This is a genomic window from Trichococcus pasteurii, from assembly GCF_900112935.1.
Lineage (GTDB): Bacteria > Bacillota > Bacilli > Lactobacillales > Aerococcaceae > Trichococcus > Trichococcus pasteurii.
Window position 1 is genome coordinate 14,607 of sequence record NZ_FONM01000007.1, and the last position, 22,357, is coordinate 36,963.

General features: G+C 44.2%; 18 protein-coding genes. 16 read left to right on the plus strand and 2 right to left on the minus strand.

Going from position 1 to position 22,357, the window contains the following annotated elements; translation table 11 throughout:
* Positions 1-221 precede the first annotated feature (221 nt).
* Entirely contained in the window at positions 222-926 is a 705-nt protein-coding gene (locus tag BM184_RS07545) for an EAL domain-containing protein (RefSeq protein WP_086942923.1), read from the minus strand.
* Positions 927-1,350: 424 nt separating this feature from the next.
* Here BM184_RS07545 and BM184_RS07550 point away from each other — a divergent pair, with 424 nt between their 5' ends.
* From BM184_RS07550 to BM184_RS07560, 3 genes are all read left to right on the plus strand, one after another.
* Positions 1,351-2,400: a GGDEF domain-containing protein gene (locus BM184_RS07550; protein ID WP_086629561.1), complete on the plus strand. Its 1,050-nt coding sequence runs from the start codon at positions 1,351-1,353 to the stop codon at positions 2,398-2,400.
* Positions 2,401-2,744: 344 nt separating this feature from the next.
* Complete coding sequence (locus BM184_RS07555; RefSeq protein WP_086942924.1) at positions 2,745-5,009, plus strand: putative bifunctional diguanylate cyclase/phosphodiesterase; 2,265 nt, start codon at positions 2,745-2,747, stop codon at positions 5,007-5,009.
* 67 nt (positions 5,010-5,076) lie between these two features.
* Positions 5,077-6,573: an HD domain-containing phosphohydrolase gene (locus BM184_RS07560; RefSeq protein WP_086942925.1), complete on the plus strand. Its 1,497-nt coding sequence runs from the start codon at positions 5,077-5,079 to the stop codon at positions 6,571-6,573.
* Positions 6,574-6,640: 67 nt separating this feature from the next.
* Here BM184_RS07560 and BM184_RS07565 read toward each other — a convergent pair whose 3' ends face one another.
* The gene (locus tag BM184_RS07565; protein WP_160117133.1) at positions 6,641-7,624 is read right to left on the minus strand and encodes a sensor domain-containing diguanylate cyclase; all 984 of its coding nucleotides are present in this window, start codon (positions 7,622-7,624) and stop codon (positions 6,641-6,643) included.
* A gap of 280 nt (positions 7,625-7,904) precedes the next feature.
* Between BM184_RS07565 and BM184_RS07570 the strand changes: the two genes are divergently transcribed.
* The 13 genes from BM184_RS07570 (at position 7,905) to BM184_RS07630 (ending at position 22,143) form a co-directional block, all read left to right on the plus strand.
* Complete coding sequence (locus BM184_RS07570) at positions 7,905-8,282, plus strand: hypothetical protein (RefSeq protein WP_143091127.1); 378 nt, start codon at positions 7,905-7,907, stop codon at positions 8,280-8,282.
* On the plus strand, positions 8,239-8,736 hold the full coding sequence (locus tag BM184_RS07575) for a PilW family protein (RefSeq protein ID WP_086942927.1): 498 nt from the start codon (positions 8,239-8,241) through the stop codon (positions 8,734-8,736). Before BM184_RS07570 ends, BM184_RS07575 begins: the two co-directional genes overlap by 44 nt.
* Before the next feature lie 9 nt (positions 8,737-8,745).
* Positions 8,746-10,266 carry a PilX N-terminal domain-containing pilus assembly protein gene (locus tag BM184_RS07580; protein ID WP_086942928.1) on the plus strand — a complete coding sequence of 507 codons (1,521 nt, stop codon included), beginning with the start codon at positions 8,746-8,748 and terminating at the stop codon, positions 10,264-10,266.
* A gap of 17 nt (positions 10,267-10,283) precedes the next feature.
* Positions 10,284-11,909: a GspE/PulE family protein gene (locus tag BM184_RS07585; RefSeq protein ID WP_218151005.1), complete on the plus strand. Its 1,626-nt coding sequence runs from the start codon at positions 10,284-10,286 to the stop codon at positions 11,907-11,909.
* Positions 11,902-12,939 (plus strand): type IV pilus twitching motility protein PilT, encoded by a 1,038-nt coding sequence (locus BM184_RS07590; RefSeq protein ID WP_445790548.1) that lies wholly within the window; start codon positions 11,902-11,904, stop codon positions 12,937-12,939. Before BM184_RS07585 ends, BM184_RS07590 begins: the two co-directional genes overlap by 8 nt.
* Positions 12,940-12,978: 39 nt before the next feature.
* Entirely contained in the window at positions 12,979-14,184 is a 1,206-nt protein-coding gene (locus tag BM184_RS07595; RefSeq protein WP_086942929.1) for a type II secretion system F family protein, read from the plus strand.
* 139 nt (positions 14,185-14,323) lie between these two features.
* Positions 14,324-14,653, plus strand: a complete 330-nt coding sequence (locus BM184_RS07600; RefSeq protein WP_086942930.1) for a competence type IV pilus major pilin ComGC — start codon at positions 14,324-14,326, stop codon at positions 14,651-14,653.
* 115 nt (positions 14,654-14,768) lie between these two features.
* Positions 14,769-15,524, plus strand: a complete 756-nt coding sequence (locus tag BM184_RS07605; RefSeq protein ID WP_086942931.1) for a prepilin peptidase — start codon at positions 14,769-14,771, stop codon at positions 15,522-15,524.
* 43 nt (positions 15,525-15,567) lie between these two features.
* Positions 15,568-16,590 carry a type IV pilus biogenesis protein PilM gene (gene pilM / locus BM184_RS07610; protein ID WP_086942932.1) on the plus strand — a complete coding sequence of 341 codons (1,023 nt, stop codon included), beginning with the start codon at positions 15,568-15,570 and terminating at the stop codon, positions 16,588-16,590.
* A gap of 1 nt (position 16,591) precedes the next feature.
* The gene (locus BM184_RS07615; RefSeq protein ID WP_086942933.1) at positions 16,592-17,131 is read left to right on the plus strand and encodes a hypothetical protein; all 540 of its coding nucleotides are present in this window, start codon (positions 16,592-16,594) and stop codon (positions 17,129-17,131) included.
* The gene (locus tag BM184_RS07620) at positions 17,128-17,685 is read left to right on the plus strand and encodes a hypothetical protein (protein WP_086942934.1); all 558 of its coding nucleotides are present in this window, start codon (positions 17,128-17,130) and stop codon (positions 17,683-17,685) included. The genes BM184_RS07615 and BM184_RS07620 overlap by 4 nt, the downstream gene beginning before the upstream one ends.
* 345 nt (positions 17,686-18,030) lie before the next feature.
* A complete protein-coding gene (locus BM184_RS07625; protein WP_086942935.1) occupies positions 18,031-18,684 on the plus strand; it encodes a VanZ family protein in 654 nt (217 codons plus the stop codon).
* Between the two features lie 894 nt (positions 18,685-19,578).
* Positions 19,579-22,143 (plus strand): G5 domain-containing protein, encoded by a 2,565-nt coding sequence (locus tag BM184_RS07630; protein ID WP_160117135.1) that lies wholly within the window; start codon positions 19,579-19,581, stop codon positions 22,141-22,143.
* Positions 22,144-22,357 lie beyond the last annotated feature (214 nt).

The window sequence follows — 22,357 nt, forward strand, 5'->3', positions numbered from 1 at the left end:
TATGTTAGGCCGGCTGCACCGGCCTGTGAGGGCACCGCACCTCCGGCGAAGCCGTGCGTCCCCGGAGGTAACCCTGGGACGTGATGCACCAGCTCCGGCGAGGGAAGCCTCCCCGGAGGACAGCCCCAGCAGACGGCGCCAACTACGACGAGGGCGTTGCTCACCGGAGGAGAGCGCACAAAAGCCTAGGAATGTTAGGCCGGCTGCACCGGCCGCAAAGGTCAAACTAATACTTGGCCTTTCCCATGGTAATAGCCTTGCTGATAAACCATACCCAAATTTTTAAGCTCATTGCTGAGGCTTTCGGATTCAATGCCTTCGACAATCATTTTAAGCTGATAATGTTCGGACAAATAAAGCCAACTGTTCAGAAATTTGAACAGAACTTCTTCGTTCAGATTTCGAAACTTCAGCAGCGAAACTTTTATCGTGGAGATGTTCGGGATGTTCCTCGCTACTAATTCAAAGTTATTTTGACCACTCCCCACATCATCAATCGCTACGGAGAATCCTTTTCTCTTCAGTCTTAAGATATAGTATTGGAGGTAATCCTCTCTATCTGATCGATCAAATTCGCAGTAGTGCTCAGTCAACTCGATGGAGACATTCCTTTTCATCGATGAAATAGTGTCCAGAAAATCCCAGGTTGAGGGATGCTGCAACTGTTTGGGATGCAGATTCAGTGATAATTTGGTGTTGCTGTGGATATCCATTATTTTTGCCAGTTCCCTCGAATAATAACCCATCAATTTGGAATTGCGTTGCTCTTCCTCGATGAACCACATGAATGTTTTTTCAGGAAAACGTTGCAGTTCTTTTGATCTTAATAGAATTTCGTACCCATCGATAACAGTTGTATTTGAACACAGCATGATTGGTTGGCACACTATGTATAAATCATCTAACAACTCTTGCGTATCATCCACTCACTTTCCCCCTTCACAAATACTGAAAATTTACTATTGAGAATATGTTGAATCAAATCCTATGGTTAAACAGTTGCAGCAATCAGAAAAATTATACTGGATGACTATTCGAATGCGCTTACTCTTTGGTAAAATTAAATATAAAATTACCAACTAAAGTTAAAGTATCGGCCTAAATAAAAAAAAATTAAGTCCAAAATAAAATACAATATTGTACTTTGGTTGTGTTAATTTTTTCGAAAACAAATTAGTATTATACAATATGAAATAAGTAAGTTATAATTGGCAAGATATTACTGTTTTAAAGAAGTTAGTCACTGAAATCAAACATTTGTTCCGAGGTGATGGATACACAAACTTTAAACAACAATCGAATAAAAATAATAACTTGTTTCTATTAAGGTATGCATGTAAGGAGTGCACAATGGTTAGTCTACTGGCAAATATTGGGATCATATTTTTTGCTATTTACTTTTACTTGAGAAGCAATTTTGGGTCGCCAAATCAAGATAATGAGAAAATATCCTACTTCATCAAATGCATTTTATTGGAAGTGCTGGTAGGAATCGTTTTGTTAAGCTTTTCCACGGTTGTTCTGGGGATAAGATATGACTTCAGATTTTTGATGTTTTGTTTTTCTGCAAAATATATAGATTGGAAAATAACCAGTTCAAGTATCCTATTGTTAGGGATCATCAGGTTTTTCTGGGGCAATAATGATGTTGCCCAAATCAACCTGGTCGTCAGCATTTTACTGGCAGTCACATTGCCGTTGATAGCCCACTATACCCAAGATAAGTTGAATGAGCTGACTCAATTGCTAGTCTTGGTCACTTATGCCATGATCCCTACAATTGTGTTTACCAATCATCTGATAGCTGATAAATCACTCGTGTTGGGGATATTCAGTATTCTGATTACCTCCGGGTATGCTGCAACTTATGTTATGCACTATTTTATTACGGATCTTTATAGATTGATCGTATCTGCGAGTACCGATCACCTGACGGATCTCAAGAATGTGCGCACTTTCAACAACGATCTGATATACGTGGAGCGGGAAAAGAAAGCAGTAACTTTGGCAGTGGTTGATATCGATTATTTTAAGGACTATAACGATAGCTTCGGACATGACAATGGCGATTTGCTTTTAAAACAGTTGGCGCAGGTGTTCAATGAGCTTTCGACTATTGACACAGATTTCTACAGAATCGGTGGTGAGGAGTTTGGCGTGATCATCGACACTCCAAATCAAAGGGATGCAGAGGAATTCATTCATGATTTGCAGGAAATAGTCGCTCACAGCAAATTTTACACAACTTCAGGCGAACCGGTCAGCGTTACCATATCTGTGGGGGTGGCGCACAATCGCACAGGGGAAACCTTGAAAAAAACGCTCAAACGGGCAGATGTGGCGCTGTATAAAGCAAAAAAAGGCGGCAGAAACCAAGTTATTGTTTCTTTTCCCCATTAAAGACAGGGGGTTCACTGAGTGGAACAAAACTGACAGCTTCGTTTGTTATAAGTAAGGATTTTAAACTAACGTACTATCAGCCTCTGTGCAACCCCATTAAAAAAAACAGCCACAACTGTTGATAAGACAACTTTTGTGGCTGTTTTTCGATTTTGGACAAAAAACAAATCAGTTCAGCATTTAAAGCCATATTCCGATAAGCAAATAATCAATATTGTTTCTATCGTTTTGTACATTAGATGATATAATCATTTAAGTGAATAGCAAGGGATAATTGATATCTCCGCTTTTCACAAGATTGTTTCAGAAAAAATAGGGCAATAAGTGTTATCGGGGGTTGAGTGATGGGAAGAGACAAATTAAAGATGGTAGAAATAACCTATTTCTTGGTACCCTTTTTGATAATATCAATAGGTTTCTCGATTTTGACAGCTTTAACAGTCAAAAATCGAATTGATGAACAGTATCGTCAGCTTGAAGAGACGACTTTAGAAATTGCAAACAGCTATTCCCACAGTTTGACTCACACAAGCAAAGCATATGAGATCATTACAGAACTTTTGGATGAAAAAATAATGATAGCAAGTCAAGCCATCATGCTTATTGAAAATAAGGATAATAATGAGGTGTTGGATAGTATTTCCAAAACGTTCAATGTGGATGAAATACATTTGTACAGCAATGAGGGAGTCATTACCAATAGCACTGATGAAGAAATTATCGGGTGGCAAGCACCTGAAGGACATCCGGTTCATGATTTCATGATGAGCGATCAGACTATGCTGGTGGAAGACGTCCGTCCGGACACCGAGAATGGTTTATATTATAAATTTGGCTATGTCAAAGATGAGACGGGTGGATTTGTTCAATTAGGGATTCTGGCTGAAAATATCCAGGATTTCATTGGGGCGTTTGAAATCACAAAATTATTAAGTGATATTTCAAACAGGGGAGATGTAAAACACGTATTCTTTGTCGACACGAAGTACGAAATCCTTGCGAGCAGTCTTCCAAACTATACAGGCAGTACAATCGATGTGAAAGACATTCGTGAGGAAATGGATGGCAATGAATCGGATGTGCATAGAGATGAAATAAATGGATCCTCATTCTTTAGAATTTCTGTACCTATATTTGTCGAAAAAGAAAAAATAGGGTCGTTGTTGATACATTGGCCAACCGATAAAGTGGATGCCAAAATTACTCAAATGCTTCGTTACGCTACTACGGTCTCACTAATTGTTATTAGTATAACGGGGGGCATCCTCTATTATGCTTATCGGAAAAATAAGTCCAACATCAAAATCGCTTACTATGATGAACTTACGGGCCTTCGAAACAGCAAATATCTTACGGAGTATCTATATCAAGTCCTACGAAATCCATACAGAAGAAGTAAAGCGGTGCTGCTTCTCAATTTCGTTAATTTTAAAACACTGAACATCACCTACGGATTTTTATATGGAGATGAGGTACTAAAACAGATTGCAGTTAAAGTCAGGACATTATTGGATTCGGATGACTTATTTTTCAGGTTTGACGGAGACAGATTTATATTAGTGCTTGAAGATTACGCAGACCAGCAAGAACTGAGAGCTTTCGCTGATAAACTTATGCACATTTTTGAGGATCCGATTATTGTAGGAACGGAACGTCAGTATGTGGCTGTTCAAATAGCTATAGTGGAGATCAAAGATAGACATACCTCAACGGATAAAATTCTGCAGGATGCAACACTGACACTTTCTCATATCAAGGATAGTTCAACAGATCAGGTGGCTTTCTTTAACGAAGATATGGAGAAACGACTCCTACGGCAAGATAAAATTGTAAAAGTATTGCGGGAAGTCATTGAAGGAAAAGATACTGAATCTTTTTATCTGGAATTCCAGCCGAAGCTCGACTTGATGAAAGATAAAATCATTGGGTTCGAAGCACTGGCTAGGCTTCGAATTGAAAATCTGGGCCAGGTGGCTCCGGATGAATTTATTGCTTTAGCTGAGGAAAAATTGTTGATCTATGATGTAGGCAACCATATTCTGCTGCGTGCATGTGACTTTTTAAAACGACTCCAGGATGAAGGCTTTCATGAAACGAGTGTAGCAGTAAATATATCCGGCATTCAATTGCTGCGGGAAGACTTTGTGGAGAATCTGCAACAAAAACTCTTTTCATCAGAAAAGGTCAAGAAGCCACTGGAATTCGAAGTTACTGAGACGGTATTGCTCGACCATTTTAGCCAGATCAACGAAACATTAGAGGCAATCAAAAAAATGGATATAGCCATTTCATTGGATGATTTTGGGACGGGTTATTCCTCTTTTTCCAGACTTGCTGAACTGCACATAGATACTATAAAGATAGATCGATTCTTTATCGATAAGATAAGTCATACAGCTGAAAAGGACCTGATCATTTCCGATGTCATCTCTATGGCCCATAAAATTGGGTTAAGCGTTGTAGCAGAGGGTGTGGAGGATGAAAGGCAAAAAGCCTACCTGCAAAAATATGGGTGCGATATCATCCAAGGCTATCTTCTCAGTAAACCGTTACCTGAAGAGAGTGCCATAAACTTTTTAAGACGTTACGAAAGTGACCTACAGCAGTGAATTTGCTCAGTAAACGTGACACATGAATGATTTGAATGCACCGGGAAAGTAATTAAAGGAGGATAAAATGGTAGTTGGATTTCAAGAAAATGACTTGGATAAACTTGACTCGGTAATTAAGAGTGATACCCATAAGGACATCTCATTGGAAATGCAAACAGAAAATAATCTGAGGGAGGAAAATATCGAGCTGCAACGCTATGTCTCAGTGATAAAAGATTTATTCTGTATTTTTTCATTCGGTGGAAAAATTATCAAAATCAATCGGGCATGGCGCGAATCATTGGGTTACAATGATTCGCAGATGATCGGCAAGAGTATTTTTGAAATCATCGTTAATGATGATGTTTATGCCACAAAATTTGCTATCAGTGAGTCAGTGAAATCTGGCGGGCTTGATAAATTTGTCAACAGAGTCCTGAACCATAAAGGGATAGTCCATTACTATGAGTGGCGTGTGAAAGTTTTTGAGAATAGCATATATGCATCAGGACGCGATATTTCAGATCTGATTATGACGCGGGAAAAACTTGAGTACTATCATAACAGAGATGCATTGACAGGGATGTATCAGCGCAGTTTTATCCAATCTTCATCCGAGGCGATGGTTCTGCCCTATCAACTGCCTCTTAGCGTCATTTTTGTTGATCTGAATGGGTTGAAACTGATCAATGACTCTTATGGACACGATCAAGGGGATGAATTACTGCGCACGATTTCACAGAAAATGCTAAGTTATCAACGGGAAGGCGACATTTTCGTCCGTTATGGTGGCGATGAGTTTGTGTTGTTGCTCCCATACACATCTTATGATGTTGCCTCTTCACTTGCTGACAAAATAAAAAATAGTGATACTTTAAAAATTTCCGGGAGATTCCCGTCAGAATGGGTTTCTATTTCATTGGGGGTTGCAACAAAGATAGGGATAGAAGACTCTGTTGAAGACATCATTATGGAAGCAGATAGATTGATGTACGAAGATAAGTTGCGCAAAAGCCGGAAGCACAAGCATTCGATTATTGAAGGTATCAAGTCGAATCCAAGGTTATTAAGGAAATGGGATCCGATTCACGCAGAAAATGTTGCCGACCATGCCGGAAAAATTGCAGAAAAAATGGGGCTTGAGCCATACTTACAGGAATTAGTGAAGAAAGCTGCCTTAGTGCATGATATCGGGAAAATAACTATACCGTCAAAAATTCTCAATAAGGACGCCTCATTAACTCAAAAAGAATTAGAGCAAATCAAACGCCATCCTGAATCGGGATACCAAATTCTTCGGTCCGTAGATGAATACGCATCTGTTGCGATGATTATCTTGTCCCATCATGAGTGGGTAGATGGATCAGGGTATCCAGAAAAATTGAAAGGAGAGGACATTCCTTTAACTTCCCGGATCATCGCAGTTGCCGATTCATATGATGCAATGACCAGTGGGCGTATCTATACCGATTGCAAAACAAAGGAAGAAGCTATTCAAGAATTAAGGGCATGCGCAGGATCCCAGTTCGATCCTGAAGTTGTTTCGGTATTCATTGAACAAGTACTTCTTTATGGAGAATAATGAGGCTGGAGACGACTTTGATTCATTTGAAAAAAGGAATCTTATACTCCTTTTGGCTATCCTACAATCAGGAATAGACGATACGATTTCGGCCAGTATGTTTTGCGTGGTAAAGACGCTCGTCGGCAAGTTCCAAGAGTTCCACCAGATCTTGCTTTTCGTGATTTGAGGCGATTCCAGCACTGACAGTCAAGGCATGCTTGATGGGGAAGTCAGTATTCTTGAGGCTTTGCTGAATGCGTTCCCCGATAATTCGAGCATTTTCACTCGCTAGATTTGGGAATATAATCAAAAATTCTTCTCCACCATATCGAGCAGCAATATCCACTTCACGAATGTTGGAACGGAGGACGGGACCGATTCTGTTCAACACTTGATCACCGACCAAATGGCCGTAGGTATCATTTATATTTTTGAAATGATCTATATCCAGCAATAAAATAGAGTAGTTTTTCTTATTCAGAAGACTGTATTGATGAATCGAGGATAACTTTTCATTCAATGCAGCCCTTGTGTACAGCTTGGTCAGGCTGTCAATTTCTGCCCGTGCACGCCAGAAAGTCGATTTATGAAGCAGTTCCCGTTTCTGGTTCTCGTCTTCAGTTATATCAAACACATTTCCTGCAAGGAACAGTGGCTTATGATCGGCTGACCATTGCGTAACTTTGCCACGATCATAAAAAACTTTCCAAGATCCGTCTTTTGCTTGAATGCGGTACTTGACTTCCCATACAGGTACTAATCCCTTGAGGTGCGCACGCATTTCATCCATCACAGCGTCATAATCTTCAGGGTGCAGCTTTTCTGTAAAAAATTCGAATCCCGTTTCTGCAGGCACTTCATCCTGTGAATACCCAAGCGCACTTGCTTTCAAAGGATTGAAAGTTACAATATTTTTTTGACAATCCCAAAACCACTGTCCCAGGTTTCCCAACCACGGGAATTTCGAGAAATCATCTTGGTATACTTGACTGATCAGTTCCTTGTTCAAACGTTTTAAATAGGCAATTTCATCCAATAGGCTTTTTTGCTCTGTTCCATTGTTTTTCATGATAACCTCCGTGTCAATATACGTCTTAACGACCATTTTACCATCATATTTGTGAATAGTCTTGTCGTTAAATGGGGGCTGTATACTCTAACGCAGGGGAACACCATTTTGCATGAATTCAATATCATTGACAGTCAACCGGCAAGATAATATACTCATTAATAACATTTTTAACAAAATTGTTGCATTTTGAGATTGGGAAAGCGGTCCGTATTTATAAATATATTTCCAAAGAGGGAAGAAGACCATGAAATGTTGGTATAGGAAACAAATGAAGGGTATGTTATCAGAAGAAGAGGGTATGACGCTCGTCGAGGTGTTGGCATCCATTCTGCTTCTGTCGCTTATCATCACAACTTTTTTATCTTTTTTTATCCAAGCAGCAAAAATAAATAATCAGACCGATACCGTCAATGAGGCAACTTTTATTGCACAAGAACAAATCGAATTACTTACCTACTATTCAAAGACAGAGAGTGTGGAAAAAACAAAGAGTCTAATGGAAACGGAAAGTTCGGGCACCAACTCAGGATTTCAGATTAAAACAGGATTGGTCAAATCAGGTGAGACACTCTACATAGGAACTGTGACGGTTTCCAAGGAAGGAAAAGTTCATGCACAAATGGAAACGCGGCTGTCGTTTCGTACAGCAGAATAGCTCGAAGATTAATCTACGGAACGAGTCAGGGATGACTCTCGTGGAGTTGTTGGCCAGTATTGCGCTGCTTTCTGTTGTGCTTTCATTGGTGGGGGCTGTTCACCTGTTTGGCCAAAAGCAATATCTGACGCAATCTTATTCCGCACGTCAATCAAATGATTTCGCTTACACGCTTTCTGTCATTTCCAGAGAAGTGCGCAAGGCGCCATTTGATGATATAACGGTATCAGAATCAGAATCAGGGGATGCCATTTTGACTGTTGGTGCTGAGGCATTCAGCCAAAAAGGCGCACAGCTTGTGAAAAATAATGATCAGGTTTTGGCAGAGGACGTTGAGGATTTCGTTGTCATTCCCGATGCTGAAACAAAGAGCGTCAAAATCGTGTTGAAAAGTTTGTCAGAAATGAATAGCCAGCCAAAAGAATATAAAACTACGATTTATTTCAGAAGGTGAGTGGATGGGATGGGAATCAAGCATCTCCGGGAGGACGAAAAAGGCAGTGGCCTGGTTTTGACATTAATGGTGCTTCTTGTGCTGTCTGTACTTGGTGTTTCAATCGGAGCACTCACACTCGGCAGCTATCGCCTGAGTGATGCCAACCGCGATGATACATCAGCTTATTATGTGGCAGAGGCAGGAGCTGTTGCAGCTTATGAAGAGATTCAGAGTGAAGTGTTGGGCGCTTATGAAAGTGATGCAACAGAGAGCTCCTTCTATGATCATGTGTCGACAATTGTAACCTCAAAAAATGGACAGTCCTCTGTTGATTTCGGGGAACAGTTCGGTAGCGACCCTACTGCCAAAATCACCACAGCGAAAAACGACTCAAAAAACTACACCCTCACTTCCATTGGAGAAGTGGATGGGAAAAAAAGAACCGTCACCAAACAATTCACTGTGACCTGGGTCAATAAAAATACCGGGGGCGGCGGTGGGTTACCGACACTCCCTGCCAATGCGGCTTTGCTGTCTCAAGGAAAGATTAAAATTTCCGGTGGTACCATACAAGGTGATATATATACTAACTCTACACAAAATGGCGGATTCACAATAGATGGCTGGCCCAATTTGAAGTCAAACACGCTATTTTACTCCAATACGATTTCAGCCGAGCGGTTGCTAAAGTATCCGAAAGATTATGTTAATTTCCCCAAATTGGTAGCTAAAGGCAACGCATGGGATAGCAATAGCTATTTTCAGGATTATACAAGTGTATTGAAGAATGCGACGATACTTAGTGAAAACACTGCAGGTTTTAAAAAATTACCTGACAAAACTATCGAATATGATAAATGGAACGCGTACAAGCTTCTTGATAATGGAAATCTTTTCCTGAATAATTGGATGCTTGATACCTACAAGCTTGATGTTTCAGACAACATTTCATTCAACGATATAATAGTTGGGTCGGGAAAAACGTTGACGATTGATCCAATGGGTGGGAATCATACCATTTTGGTAGATGATTTATCGGTCATGTCAGGGTCACTCAATATCGTTGGAGAAGGCACAATCACAATGGTTGTAACGGGTAAAATGGCATTCAATCATACATCATACATCAATAATCCCGGAACGAGTGATCAGCTCGTGTTTATATATAAGGGCCCTACGCCCAATTTTAATGACATTACAAAGATGAATGCCCACGTGATAGTCTTGGGAAATAAGGGGCCTCTCAATATAAACGGTTCGACTATAAATGGCGTAGTTTTTACGGATAATCAGAATGTCAATCATACAGGGTATAACGGACAAGGTTCATCCAATATGATGCTTATTGCACCAAATGGGAATGTAACCTTATCGAATGCTGCCATAAATGGTACAGTCATCGCGGAAAAATTTGAAATGGCGAACGATGGTGCGAGCCTCAAATATGCGGCCATCAACACAACTGGCTTTCCGTTCGGATCTACGGCGCCTGCTGCTGATCCGGAGCCGGAAGCTATCATCAGCTCAGAGCCAATCATAGAAAACTAGCAGAAAGGTGGGATAGCGTGGCGGATTTTAAGAAGAAAAAATTAGGGGATTTATTGAAAGAAGCGGGTCTCATAACGGAACTGCAGATTGTGGAAGCACTCAGCATGAAAAAGCAGGACGGAAAACTAGGGGATCTGTTGGTTGATCAAGGGTACATCACCGAGAAACAACTGCTGGATGCACTGGAAATCCAATTGAAACTAGAAAGTGTGTCCTTGTACCAATATCCGATTGATATGTCTGTAGTGGAGCTGATATCAAAAGATTTTGCACGGTCGAAATTATTGCTCCCGATCAAAAAAGAGCATAACCGCTTGATTGTGGCAATGAATGATCCCTTGGACTTTTATGCCATTGAGGAGCTGGAATTTTCCACTGGCTATGCCGTCAGACCGGTGATAGCGACACGGGATGACTTGCTGCAGACAATCAACCGCTTATACGACTCAAAAGAAGTGAGTATTGAGTACGTTGAGGGGGAAGATGCTCCAGCAGTAAGGATCTTCAATCAACTGCTGGAAACAGGCGTATCGCTGCGGGCATCTGATATTCATCTGGATCAGACCGAACGTCAAGTATCCGTCCGCTATCGCGTGGATGGCCTGCTCCGGAATGAACGTCCTTTGCCGAAAACCTTGATGAACGCTTTGGTTGCTCGGATCAAAATCATAGCGGGACTGAACGTTACGGAGACACGTCTGCCCCAGGACGGGCGTATCAGCACAACCGTTTTGGGTAAACGGGTGAATTTGCGTGTAGCTACCTTGCCGACCGTTTTTGGTGAAAAAATTGTCTTGCGGGTATTGGATATGTCCAATATGTTCAGAAAAGTGGAGGATATCGGCCTGGAGGGTGATATTTTAGCCGATTATCGGGAATTGATTGCCCAACCTTCGGGATTGATCTTGTTGACAGGTCCGACAGGTTCAGGAAAAACGTCTACGCTGTACGGTTCCATCAATGAATTGAACCATCCAGAAAGTAATATCATCACGATCGAAGACCCGGTTGAGTATCAACTCGAGGGCATCAACCAAGTCCAAGTCAATGCCCAGATCGGACTGACCTTCGCGACCGGATTGCGTTCCGTCTTGCGTCAAGATCCAAATATCATCATGGTGGGGGAAATCCGCGATAAAGAAACGGCTGAGAACAGTGTGCGTGCGGCTCTGACGGGTCACTTGGTGTTCAGCACGCTGCATACCAACAGCGCCATTGAGGCCATTCCCCGCTTGCTCGATATGGGGATTGAACCCTACTTGATTGTATCTGCCTTGAGTGGTGTCGTAGCGCAACGGCTCGTCAAAACCATCTGTAAAGATTGTGCCGACACCAGAGAGGCAACGCCGGTCGAACGGGAAATATTTGAGCGGCGCAACCAGACAATCGACACGATCACCTTCGGCAGAGGCTGTGATGTTTGCCGTCATACCGGATACCGTGGGCGGATGGCCATCCATGAATTGATTGTGATCACGGAAGAAATAAGGCAGCTGATGATGAATCAGGCGTCCATCCAGGAAATCAAGCAACATATCAAGCAGCAAGGTATCCGCTTTTTGGTTGACGATGGCTTGATAAAAGTGAAAGCGGGCAAGACCACATTGGAAGAGGTGTTGCGGGTTGCTTCAATCAATGAATAAGAGGGCGGAAATAATGGAACAAGTCGATACGATATTGACAGCCGCCTATGAAAAAAATGCCTCTGATGTCCATCTTGTCGTAGGTTCTGCACCGGTCTTCCGGGTGGATGGAAAGCTGATTCCCCAAAAACAAGCTCCCCTCACGCCTCAGGATACGGAACAGTTTGCGAAAACTATCCTGAGCGAGGACATGTGGGAGACGCTGGAACAGAAACGGGAAATTGATTTTTCTTATGGCATCCCTGACATTGCCCGATTCCGGGTGAATGCGTTCTATCAACGCAGTGCGCTTTCGCTTGCTTTCCGGATCATTTCCAAAGAAATTCCCAGTGTGGAAAGCCTAGGCCTTCCCGCCATCGCGAAAAAATTGGTTCAACAACCACACGGACTTTTTTTAGTGACGGGTCCAACTGGCAGCGGGAAAAGCACCTCTTTGGCGGCACTGATCGATTATGTGAACGAAACGATGAACCGACACATCATTACCTTGGAAGACCCCATCGAATACTTGCATATGCATAAGCAATCTCTTATTGAACAGAGGGAAGTCGGATTCGATACCTTATCATTCAAAGAAGGTCTGCGTGCAAGTCTGCGCCAAGATCCCGATGTCATTCTGGTGGGGGAGTTGCGTGATATGGATACCATCTCCACGGCCATCACGGCATCAGAAACGGGGCATTTGGTTTTGGGGACGTTGCACACCTCGGATGCAGCCGGCAGCATTGAACGGATGATTGATGTTTTCCCAGCAGGGCAAAGGGATCAGATCCGTTTGATGTTGGCGAATGTGCTCTTGGGCATCTTGTCGCAGCGACTACTGCCGACCAAGAAGTCTGACGGTCGCGTGGCAGCAACCGAAATGTTGGTCAACAATCCAGCAATCAAGAATTTGATCCGGGCTGAAAAAATGCATCAAATCCCCAATGTGCTGCAGACATCCCTTGATCAAGGGATGCACACCATGGAGATGAGCATCAAGCGGCTCGTCGAAGAAGAAATAATCAGCCGGTCGCATCTATTAATATAGTAGAAGAAAAAAATCGTTGAATAAGGAAGGAGGGTAAGGATGGCCGTTTTTGCCTACAAAGCCAAAACTAGAGATGGAAAACTGATGAAGGGGAAAATAGAGGGCACTAATAAAAAAGAAGCCCTGAATGAACTCAGACATATGGACCTGATCGTCTTTGAAGTGGATGCGCTGAACGCTGTCTTGAACAAGGACATCAATTTTCGTACCTCTTTGAAATCAAAGGATTTTATTGTATTTCTGAGACAGTTTTCCTCTTTGATGAACGCAGGCATTTTACTTGTGGATGCGTTGGATCTCCTTGCCGCCCAATCGACAAGCTTAGCACTCAAAGAAGCATTGGAGGAATTATCGGAGGAAATACGCGAAGGCGTGGCCTTGTCTGAAGCGATGGCCAAAAAGCCGAAATTGTTTCCTGACTTATTGATTCATATGATCCACTCAGCCGAGGTAAGCGGGCGTTTGGAGGAAGTGCTCCAACAAATGGCCGACTACTATGAAAAGCAGCACCGTATCAAACAAAAAATTTCGACAGCCATGACCTATCCGCTTGTGGTATCGGTATTGGCCTTCCTCATCACAGCCTTTCTGTTGGTGTTCATCGTGCCGATATTCGGGGATATGTTTGCCTCCATGGGCAGTGAATTACCTGCAATCACCCGAATGGTCCTGACATTGAGCGGCTTGCTTCAGTATTACTGGTGGATGGTGCTCTTGTTGATGGGCTTGCTCGCGGCAGTCATCATTCAGCTTGGGAAAAAAGAGCAAGTCGCTTACGTGTTCGATGTGCTGCAGCTGAAGGTCCCTATTTTGGGGATGTTCATCCAGAAAACGCTGTTGGCGCGGATGACGCAGACACTGAGTTCTTTGATCAACAGTTCGGTCCCGATTCTGCAGGCCATCGAAGTTACCAGTAAAGTAGTGGGAAATCGTGTGGTTGAAAATGTGCTGTTGCAGGCGCAAAAAGATGTCGAGCAAGGCGAATCGCTGGCGAAGCCGATGGTCGATCATTGGTTTTTCCCGCCGTTGATCATTCAGATGATCCAAGTCGGGGAATCGAGCGGGGAGTTGGATGAGATGCTGAAAAAAGTTTCGGAAATCTACGATCAGGAAGTGCAGGAGGCGTCCGATAAAATGCAAGCATTGATCGAACCTATTATGATTATTTTCCTTTCAGGAGTCGTAGGTGTCATCGTACTTTCCATCGTTGTACCGATGTTCAGCATGTTTGAAACTTTTGGATAATTTAGAGCTGAATATATTGCATGTGCAAAATAATTGTTGTATGATTTGAAATAGAAATAAACTTCTGTTGGTTTAAGAAGTGAGTTTTTTTAATAAACAAACAGTAACAAAAATAGAATAAAAAACGGAGGAAAAGAATATGAGAAATAAAATCAAACAGTTGTTGAAAAAAGAAGGCGGGTTCACATTAGTTGAATTACTAGGGGTTATTGTAATCTTGGGACTTATCGTGGGTATTTCAATTCCTTTGATTGGGAATGTGATAGATGGTGCTGAAGAAGATACAATAGATGCTCAAAAAGAGTTAGTTATGGATGCTGCTCAAATGTATGAACTACAAGGAGGAACATTACCTGTAGATACTGATAAATTAATTACAGATGGATTTCTTGAAGAACAAGAAGATGATGCACCAGTTTATACGGTCACAAAAACTGGTAAACAATACGAAATAGCCGCTAAAAAATAGCACCTTAAGTAAGTGGGAACAGAGGGATCTAACTAACACATAAAAAATCAACACCCATTCAAATATGTAGAAAGACTCCTTCGTGGAGTCTTTCTTGCTTACTAGGAGTTTTTTCATGCATACAATCGTAACCATAGTTTTTTTCATCTACGGCTTGGTATTTGGATCTTTCTTTAATGTGGTGGGGTTGCGGGTGCCGAACGGGACGTTTTTGGCTCAAACGCGTTCCTATTGCGACACGTGCCAGCGTACCTTGACTTGGAAAGAATTGATTCCTGTCTGGTCTTTTTTGCGCCAAAGAGGGAAATGCAGTCAATGCAGTGAGAAAATATCGCTTCTGTACCCAATCATGGAGCTGGCGACCGGGATCCTGGCGGCCATTTCTTTCTATCGCTATGGTTGGAATGAACAAACGTTTCTGGGCTTGCTGCTGATTGCGCTCATCATTCCGATCACGGTATCGGATTTGGCCTACAGGAAAATCCCAAATAAGTTACTTTTGTTTTTCACGCCATTTTTTGTGGGTCTGCGCATCCTGTACCCGCAGCCTTCTCTATGGGAGTCCTTAATGGGAGCCGGTCTGGCGTTTGGTTTAGTGTTTGTGATTATCCTCGTATCTAATGGAGGCATGGGTGCAGGTGATCTGAAATACTTCACTTTATTGGGCTTTATTTTCGGACCTTATCATTTTTTGTTGCTTTTCTTTTTGGCCACGCTTTACGGAGCAATCACTGGGATGATCATCATGAAGCTAAAAGGCGGCGATCGAAAAATGACCATTCCGTTTGGTCCCTATATCAGTCTGGCTGCAGTAACTGTTTTTTATTATGGAGAAACGATCATTCAGTGGTATCTTTCACTCCTTAGCTGAGTGGGATCGCTGATTGTGTTTCGGATATGAAAGGAGGTAGGTTATGTTATTTCAGAAAAAACCATTGCTTTATTTTGAATTTTTGGAAAGACGGATCCGCTATTTGGTCATGGATGCGCAATCCCGCACAGTCCTGGAACAAAACGAGATCCTGTTTGATACCGAAATCCTTCATGAAGGGAGAGTCATCAATCCTTCATTGCTTGAAAATCGCTTGAACGCATTAGTGACCGAAAAAAAATGGAAAAATGCGCAAACAGCCATCCTCTTGCCGGACGATTTTGTCATAGTGCGTGAAGAAAAAATACCGGCACAGCTGGCACCTTCAGAAATCAAGGCTTACGTCGCGCTGCATATGGGCCAGCTGATCCGTTCCCCGTTTAAGGAGACGCGTTTTCATTTTGAGTTGCTTGAAGTTGGTGATATGGAGCAGACCATTCTGCTGATGCTCTATCCGCAAGAAGTCATTTTTCAATACGAATCCTTATTGCAAAAGGTAACCTTGAATCCAGTCTCAGCGGATATTTCTTCACTGTGCCTTTACCGGACCATCCTGCAACAAAATGACTTGCAACAGAGTCCCGATAAGCATGTGATGGTGCTGCAATGGAGTCCTGTGGATCATACAATCATGGTTTTTCATCAAAACCTGCCCAAATTTTCCCGCCATTCGCGATTGGCCCGCTTGGTTGACTTATGGGATGTGACCAAAGAAGGCGAATGGATCTGGAAGGATGATCAAGACTCTTTTGAAGAGGCAATCACGGATGTGCTGGATGTTTTGGAACGATTGCTGGAGTTTTATCGCTATTCTGTGATGAACGGCCATGGTGGAGTGACGGACATATTTTTGACGGGCGATTTTCCTTATCTGGAAAAAGTAAGGGAGCAATTATCCCAGCGCTTTTTCCTGCCGATTCATATTCTGCAGGCCTCTGAAGAAATCAGTTCCAAATTTTTGCCGTTATACGGGCTTGCATCGAAAGAGAAACATGCAGCCGCTCCGAAGAAGGATGCTCAGAAAAAAGTGAAGCGCACCAGAAAACAAGTACAGGAGGAAAACTAACATGTTTGAAGTCAATTTTTTTGAGAAAAAACAGAGAAACTTTCTTCCTTATGTGCTGGGCGGTGCTTTCCTTTTCCTGCTTGTTCTTGTAGGCATTTATTTCTTCTCAGCGCAAGCGTATTACACAAAAGCGGAAATGCGTGACCAGGAGTGGCTTCAAGCCGAGGAAGAACAGCTAATGGTTTCACGGCAAATGCAAGAATACGCGCACTTGACGGAACAAGTGGCAGAAAATAAAGCCACTTTTGAAGCGAAGCAATATCCAATGTCCTACGTAACAAAAGCAATCGTTGAACAAGTTCCAAATGGGGAACAGCATGTGACCATTTTAAATAAGAATGAAACGAATCAAATCACCTTAGTTTTGGAAGGCTTGACGGTTACGGAGATTTCCGAAGTTGTCGAAAATTTCAAAGCACTGGTGTATGTCTCCGATGTTCAATTCATACGCATGGAAAATCAACTGGATGGAGCGGGTTCGACGGTTGAGCTCTGGCTGCAACTTGATGAAGCAGCTTTGAGAGAGGAGGTTCTTTCATGAAGCTGAAATGGAATCGCATGTCATTTGTACTGGCCTTTGTGATGGGGCTGCTGGTTCTGGCGACTTTCATTTTCGGTCAAGTGTATTTTCTCGATCCGATTAAGGCGCAAGCTGATCTTGTAGCGCAACAGGTAAATGAACAAACGCGCTTGAAGGCCGAATATCCACCAGAACAAACCTTGCTGGATGACTACAGGCAAAAATATGAAGAAACCTGGGGATTTTTACCTGAAGGCGAAAAGGTTAATCAACAGCTGGTCATTCTGGAACAGACCGCTGCTGAGGAGAACGTCATTGTGCAACAGATAGCACGTGTAGGTGAACCTCAACCGATCGAAGGACTTGATGAAAGTTACATGAAGAGCACTTACGCAGTTGAAATGACAAGCAACACTGCTGGCAACATGCAGAGGCTAGTCGAAAGACTCGAGGGATTAGACCGCATCTGGAATATCTATTCTTTTGGGTTTGAAAAGCTTGCCGAGGAGTCTTTCAGCGGTACATTCACTTTTGAGTTGTTTTACTATGTGGCTGGTTCCGAAGAGACGCAGTAATAAAAAACGATCCGCACCATCACTTAAGATTGTGATGGTGCAGATTGTTTTTTTGTGTGAGAAAGCATGCATGCCTGGCCGGCTGCTCCGGCCGCTGAAGGCAGCCCACCTCCGGCGAAGCCGTGCGTCCCCGGAGGTAACCTTGGGAAGTGACGCACCAACTCCGGCGAGGGAAGCTTCCCCGGAGGACAGCCGCACAAATCGGCACCACCTGCGACGAGCCCGCCGCTCACCGGAGGAGAGAACGCCAGAGCGCAAAATATTCGGCCGACGGACTACAACGGCAGGCAGCTTTCTGATATACTGAAAGGAACATTCAATCGGAATCGAAAGGAGGCGCTGCCGGTGAAAAAGGAGCGACGCTATTACGATTGGCTGCCGGTAATTGCCTGGATGATTGTCATCTTCATCCTTTCGGCGCAGCCGGCGGACCAGTCCATCGTTTTAAGCGGAAGCGTGACACGCTTCCTCGCGGACGCGCTCAATCAGCTTTCTGCATTCATCGCGTATTTTACGCGTGCACAGGGGACGGTCGTGTTTATGGCAGGCATCTTGCTGCTGATCTATCTGTTGGAAACGCAGGAGGATGAACCGAAGCTTTTTGGCATCAAAAAGCGCTGGATCATCGGCGGAACCGCTATTTTTTTGGTGCTGGCAATCGGCTTGTTCCTATTCGTTGATTTCGTGCAGGACACCAGCTTTGCCTACGCTGGCCGATTGATGCGGAAATCCGCCCACTTCATCGCTTATCTGATTCTCGGTTTTCTGGTTTCGCATGCGATGAAGAACGAGGCCTCCACCGCGACCGCCTGGAAACAGAGGCGTACGAGCTTGCTGCTCTGTGTGGCGTATGCCATCAGCGATGAATTCCATCAAGTATTCGTGCCCGGCCGTGGCCCGCTGCTGAAGGATGTCCTCATCGACGGTTCGGGCGCAGCCCTCGGTATCCTGCTCTATGTTGGTGCCAGAGAAGCATGGACGCGCTGGAAAAATAAATAGCCTGGAGACACTGAATTGTGACAGTGTTTCCAGGCTATTTTTACATTTGGGCAACTCCGGCAACTTCGATGAAGAAATGCTTGGCCGGAGCTGACTAATTTTCGGGTAGCTTAAGTTCGGCGAAGCCTGGCTGTCCGGAGGTGATAGGCTTGTTGGGGGTTCTTCTCCGGCGAAAGAACCGTTCACCGGAGGAGAGCGTGATTTCCGATGAAAAGAAAACTGGCCGGAGGTTACAGTTTTGTCCCCGGCCGTAGCATAGAATTGGATTGCAGAGAAAGGGTGTAGTACAATGCAATTATAAGACATGCTCCGTTCATGAGGCTGCTTTTTCGTCAAAACGGTGAAAATCAGCAAGAACACCACTCGCTCCGTCATCCACGACACCTTTTCATCCCGCGCCATACATCATCATCCACGACATTCTATCATTCCGCCATACATTTTCATCCCACGCCATACCGTATCATCCCTCATCCGAAAAACCGAACAGAATCCCGCCACATCCTACTTTTCACATCCTACTTTCGCTGGCACATGCTCCGAGGAACCAAAAGGCAATTCGGATCCTTGACCCGGCATATCCAAGCAGAATAAGCCACCTGATTGCGTTAGAGCCAACGTATTTTCGTCCTGACATCATCTCGCCAAGTTAGTATAAGAGCCAAAATATCCGTAGCTTTGCAGAATTCAAGCTGCGCACAACCTGATTTGGAGGGGGGGGTTCCTGCAAATATCACTCTATTCTTTTGGCAACGAACTTTTTTTGAGAAAGCGGTCTCTCTGTCGCTAGGCAATTGAAGGGGATGTTTAAAAATGAATGATTTCAAGCGAATAAACTGGTTAAAATTATTTCTATTATTTTCATTGTTTGCAATTGGTTTAGGAACAGTTCAAGTGCATGCGGCTACGTCGGGTCCTTTAAACAAAACCACAACAACGAATCCAATCAATGGAATCGGCGAACTCGCTTTGCTGGCGGAGCCAACGGTAAACCTGGCACCGACAAGCATAATCAGCAGCTCTGTCACCTTTTCGGGCATGTCGTACATTAACGATGGTCAGACGAGCAGTACGGCCAGAGCTGCGAAAGCGGGTCCGGGCCTGCATTGGGTACAGCTGGATCTGGGCGCTGTCCATCAGCTCAGCTCCATCAAGTTATGGCATTATTTTGGTGATGGCAGAATCTACCGGGATGTGGTCATACAGCTCTCGAATGATCCAACCTTTTCCAGCGGTGTGGTGACCGTTTTTAATAACGACAGTGACGGCAGCGCAGGCTTGGGTGTGGGGACGGACAGTGAATATAAAGAATCGAGCTTCGGGAAGACACTTTCCTTTAATCCCGTGAACGCCCGTTATGCAAGATTTTACACCAACGGGAGCAATGTGACCGGGTGGAATCACTATGTCGAAATCGAAGTGTACGGCGTTGGAATTCAGGTGGTGCCAACAGTAAACCTGGCACCGGCAAGCACAATCAGCAGTTCTATCACCTTTTCCGGCATCCCGTACATAACCGACGGCCTGACGACTAATTCCAGCAAAGCTGCGAAGTCGGTTCCGGGCTTGCATTGGGTACAGCTGAATCTGGGCGCAGCCCATGAGCTCTACGCCATCAAATTATGGCATTATTTTAGTGATGGCAGAACCTACCGGGATGTGATCGTGCAGCTCTCGAATGACCCAACCTTTTCCAGCGGTGCGGTGACCGTTTTTAATAACGACAAGGACGGCAGCGCGGGCTTGGGTGTGGGGATGGACAGTGAATATAAAGAATCGAGTTCCGGGAAGATGATTTCCTTCAATGCGGTGAACGCCCAGTATGCAAGATTTTACTCCAATGGCAGCACTGTGACCGGGTGGAACCACTATGTCGAAATCGAGATATATGGCTATGAGCTTCCGGTAACGGAAGTCAGAACAGAAACGTTGACCACAAACAAAGTCAGTTACGCACGAATCGAGCAGTTGGACAATACATTCCCCGCTGGTGAAACACAAATAATCCAAGCTGGCGTTGACGGCTATGATACGGTGACGTATGAGGTGACCTACACGGACGGCGTAGAAACGGGCCGCGTTGAGGTTTCGCGGGTGACGACGGCGCCGATCGATGAGATCGTCCGAGTGGGGACTCAGCAGATCGTGACGGAGCGGATAACCGTTACAGAGAAAGCTGTTGCTTACCAAACGCTGGAACAGGAGGATGCCAGCTTGTCGGCGGGTGAACGGGTGATCGAGCAGGCTGGAGCTGACGGCTACGATACAGTGACGTATGATGTGACCTACACGAACGGCGAGGAAACGGGCAGAGTGGAAGTATCGCGGATAACTACGGCACCGGTTGATGAGATCGTCCGGGTAGGGCCTGATCTGGTCGTGACAGAACGGACAACCGCAGTAGAGCAGGTAGTGGCCTACCAAACGTTCGAGCAGGAGGATGCCACCTTGCCGAAGGGTGAAAGGGTGATCCAACAGTACGGCGTTGACGGCTACGATACGGTGACGTACGACGTTACCTACACGAACGGTGTGGAAACGGGCAGAGTGGAAGTAGCACGGGTAACCACGGCTCCGGTCGAAGAGATTGTTCTGGTGGGGACTTATTCAGACGATACGTACGTGATCTACGCCATCGCCGATACACATCTTTCTTTGGAAACAAGCATAGCTTCCCTCGAAGAGGCGACCCTCTCCAGAAGCAGCATCGTCGCTGCTGAGGAACAAGGCGTATGGATGACAGCGGAAGGCACCTTTGTGACGGCGCCGACTGTCTCGGAACGTACGCAAAGAATGCAATCCTTTGCGACAATTGCGAATGCGGATCAGCCGGATTTTGTTTTGCATTTGGGCGATGGGACTGCCGGACCTTCCGATTGGAATTCGTTCCTGGCCGCCTGGAACAGTATCTCCCTGCCCAAACTGTTTGTGCCGGGGAACCATGATTTTGACAACACTACCTACGCATCAGTGGCAACCATGTTCGGCTATAACACGAGGACAACTATCGATAATAACAAGTTCAGCTATGCCCAGGAGATTTCGCTTGGGGACATCAGCTTCCTGCTCTTGGACGTGGATACGAACCGTGTAGAAAGCAGTGGATTCCGGACGAAATTGGATTGGGCTGCGGGGCAACTGAACAGCACCACCAGTCCGTTGGCTCTCATTGTGGCGCACACGGCTCCCCACAATTATCTCAGAAATAATTACGATGGGCCTACCGCATATGCGTTCAACCAAATCGTGCTGAACGCGTTGAACTCAAACCCCAACCTTGAGAAAGTGCAGGGTATTTTCGGACACGAGCATCCATCAAATACTTACCAGGATTTGTTCTTCGGAGCTGATTTTCCGGGGTTGATCCTGAAACCGAATGTCTACACAGTCGGAAGCTATACCAAGATTACCATTGATAGTCAGAATAATATCACTTGGGAGCAAAGGGACCTCTACTAAAGTTTTGGAGGAAGTGCCACCGCATTCGCGTGACTTTGATCATGAATGAGGTGGCACATTTTTTTGTGCTGGACTGGATCAGCGGCATTCATCAAGAATAAATCTTTTGGGTAGTAATAGGCAATAAGAGTTTAAGAAATAAGGGAAATGTGTTAGAATTCAAGTAGACATATACCAGTATAAATTTCCTCTTTTGCATTCATCGTAATAATAG

Coding starts and splice junctions, on each gene's coding strand:
- BM184_RS07550 (WP_086629561.1), top strand. CDS start 1,351: ATGGTTAGTCTACTGGCAAATATTGGGATCATATTTTTTGCTATTTAC.
- BM184_RS07555 (WP_086942924.1), top strand. CDS start 2,745: ATGGGAAGAGACAAATTAAAGATGGTAGAAATAACCTATTTCTTGGTA.
- BM184_RS07560 (WP_086942925.1), top strand. CDS start 5,077: ATGGTAGTTGGATTTCAAGAAAATGACTTGGATAAACTTGACTCGGTA.
- BM184_RS07565 (WP_160117133.1), bottom strand. CDS start 7,624: ATGAAAAACAATGGAACAGAGCAAAAAAGCCTATTGGATGAAATTGCC.
- BM184_RS07570 (WP_143091127.1), top strand. CDS start 7,905: ATGTTATCAGAAGAAGAGGGTATGACGCTCGTCGAGGTGTTGGCATCC.
- BM184_RS07575 (WP_086942927.1), top strand. CDS start 8,239: ATGCACAAATGGAAACGCGGCTGTCGTTTCGTACAGCAGAATAGCTCG.
- BM184_RS07580 (WP_086942928.1), top strand. CDS start 8,746: ATGGGAATCAAGCATCTCCGGGAGGACGAAAAAGGCAGTGGCCTGGTT.
- BM184_RS07590 (WP_445790548.1), top strand. CDS start 11,902: ATGAATAAGAGGGCGGAAATAATGGAACAAGTCGATACGATATTGACA.
- BM184_RS07595 (WP_086942929.1), top strand. CDS start 12,979: ATGGCCGTTTTTGCCTACAAAGCCAAAACTAGAGATGGAAAACTGATG.
- BM184_RS07600 (WP_086942930.1), top strand. CDS start 14,324: ATGAGAAATAAAATCAAACAGTTGTTGAAAAAAGAAGGCGGGTTCACA.
- BM184_RS07605 (WP_086942931.1), top strand. CDS start 14,769: ATGCATACAATCGTAACCATAGTTTTTTTCATCTACGGCTTGGTATTT.
- pilM (WP_086942932.1), top strand. CDS start 15,568: ATGTTATTTCAGAAAAAACCATTGCTTTATTTTGAATTTTTGGAAAGA.
- BM184_RS07615 (WP_086942933.1), top strand. CDS start 16,592: ATGTTTGAAGTCAATTTTTTTGAGAAAAAACAGAGAAACTTTCTTCCT.
- BM184_RS07620 (WP_086942934.1), top strand. CDS start 17,128: ATGAAGCTGAAATGGAATCGCATGTCATTTGTACTGGCCTTTGTGATG.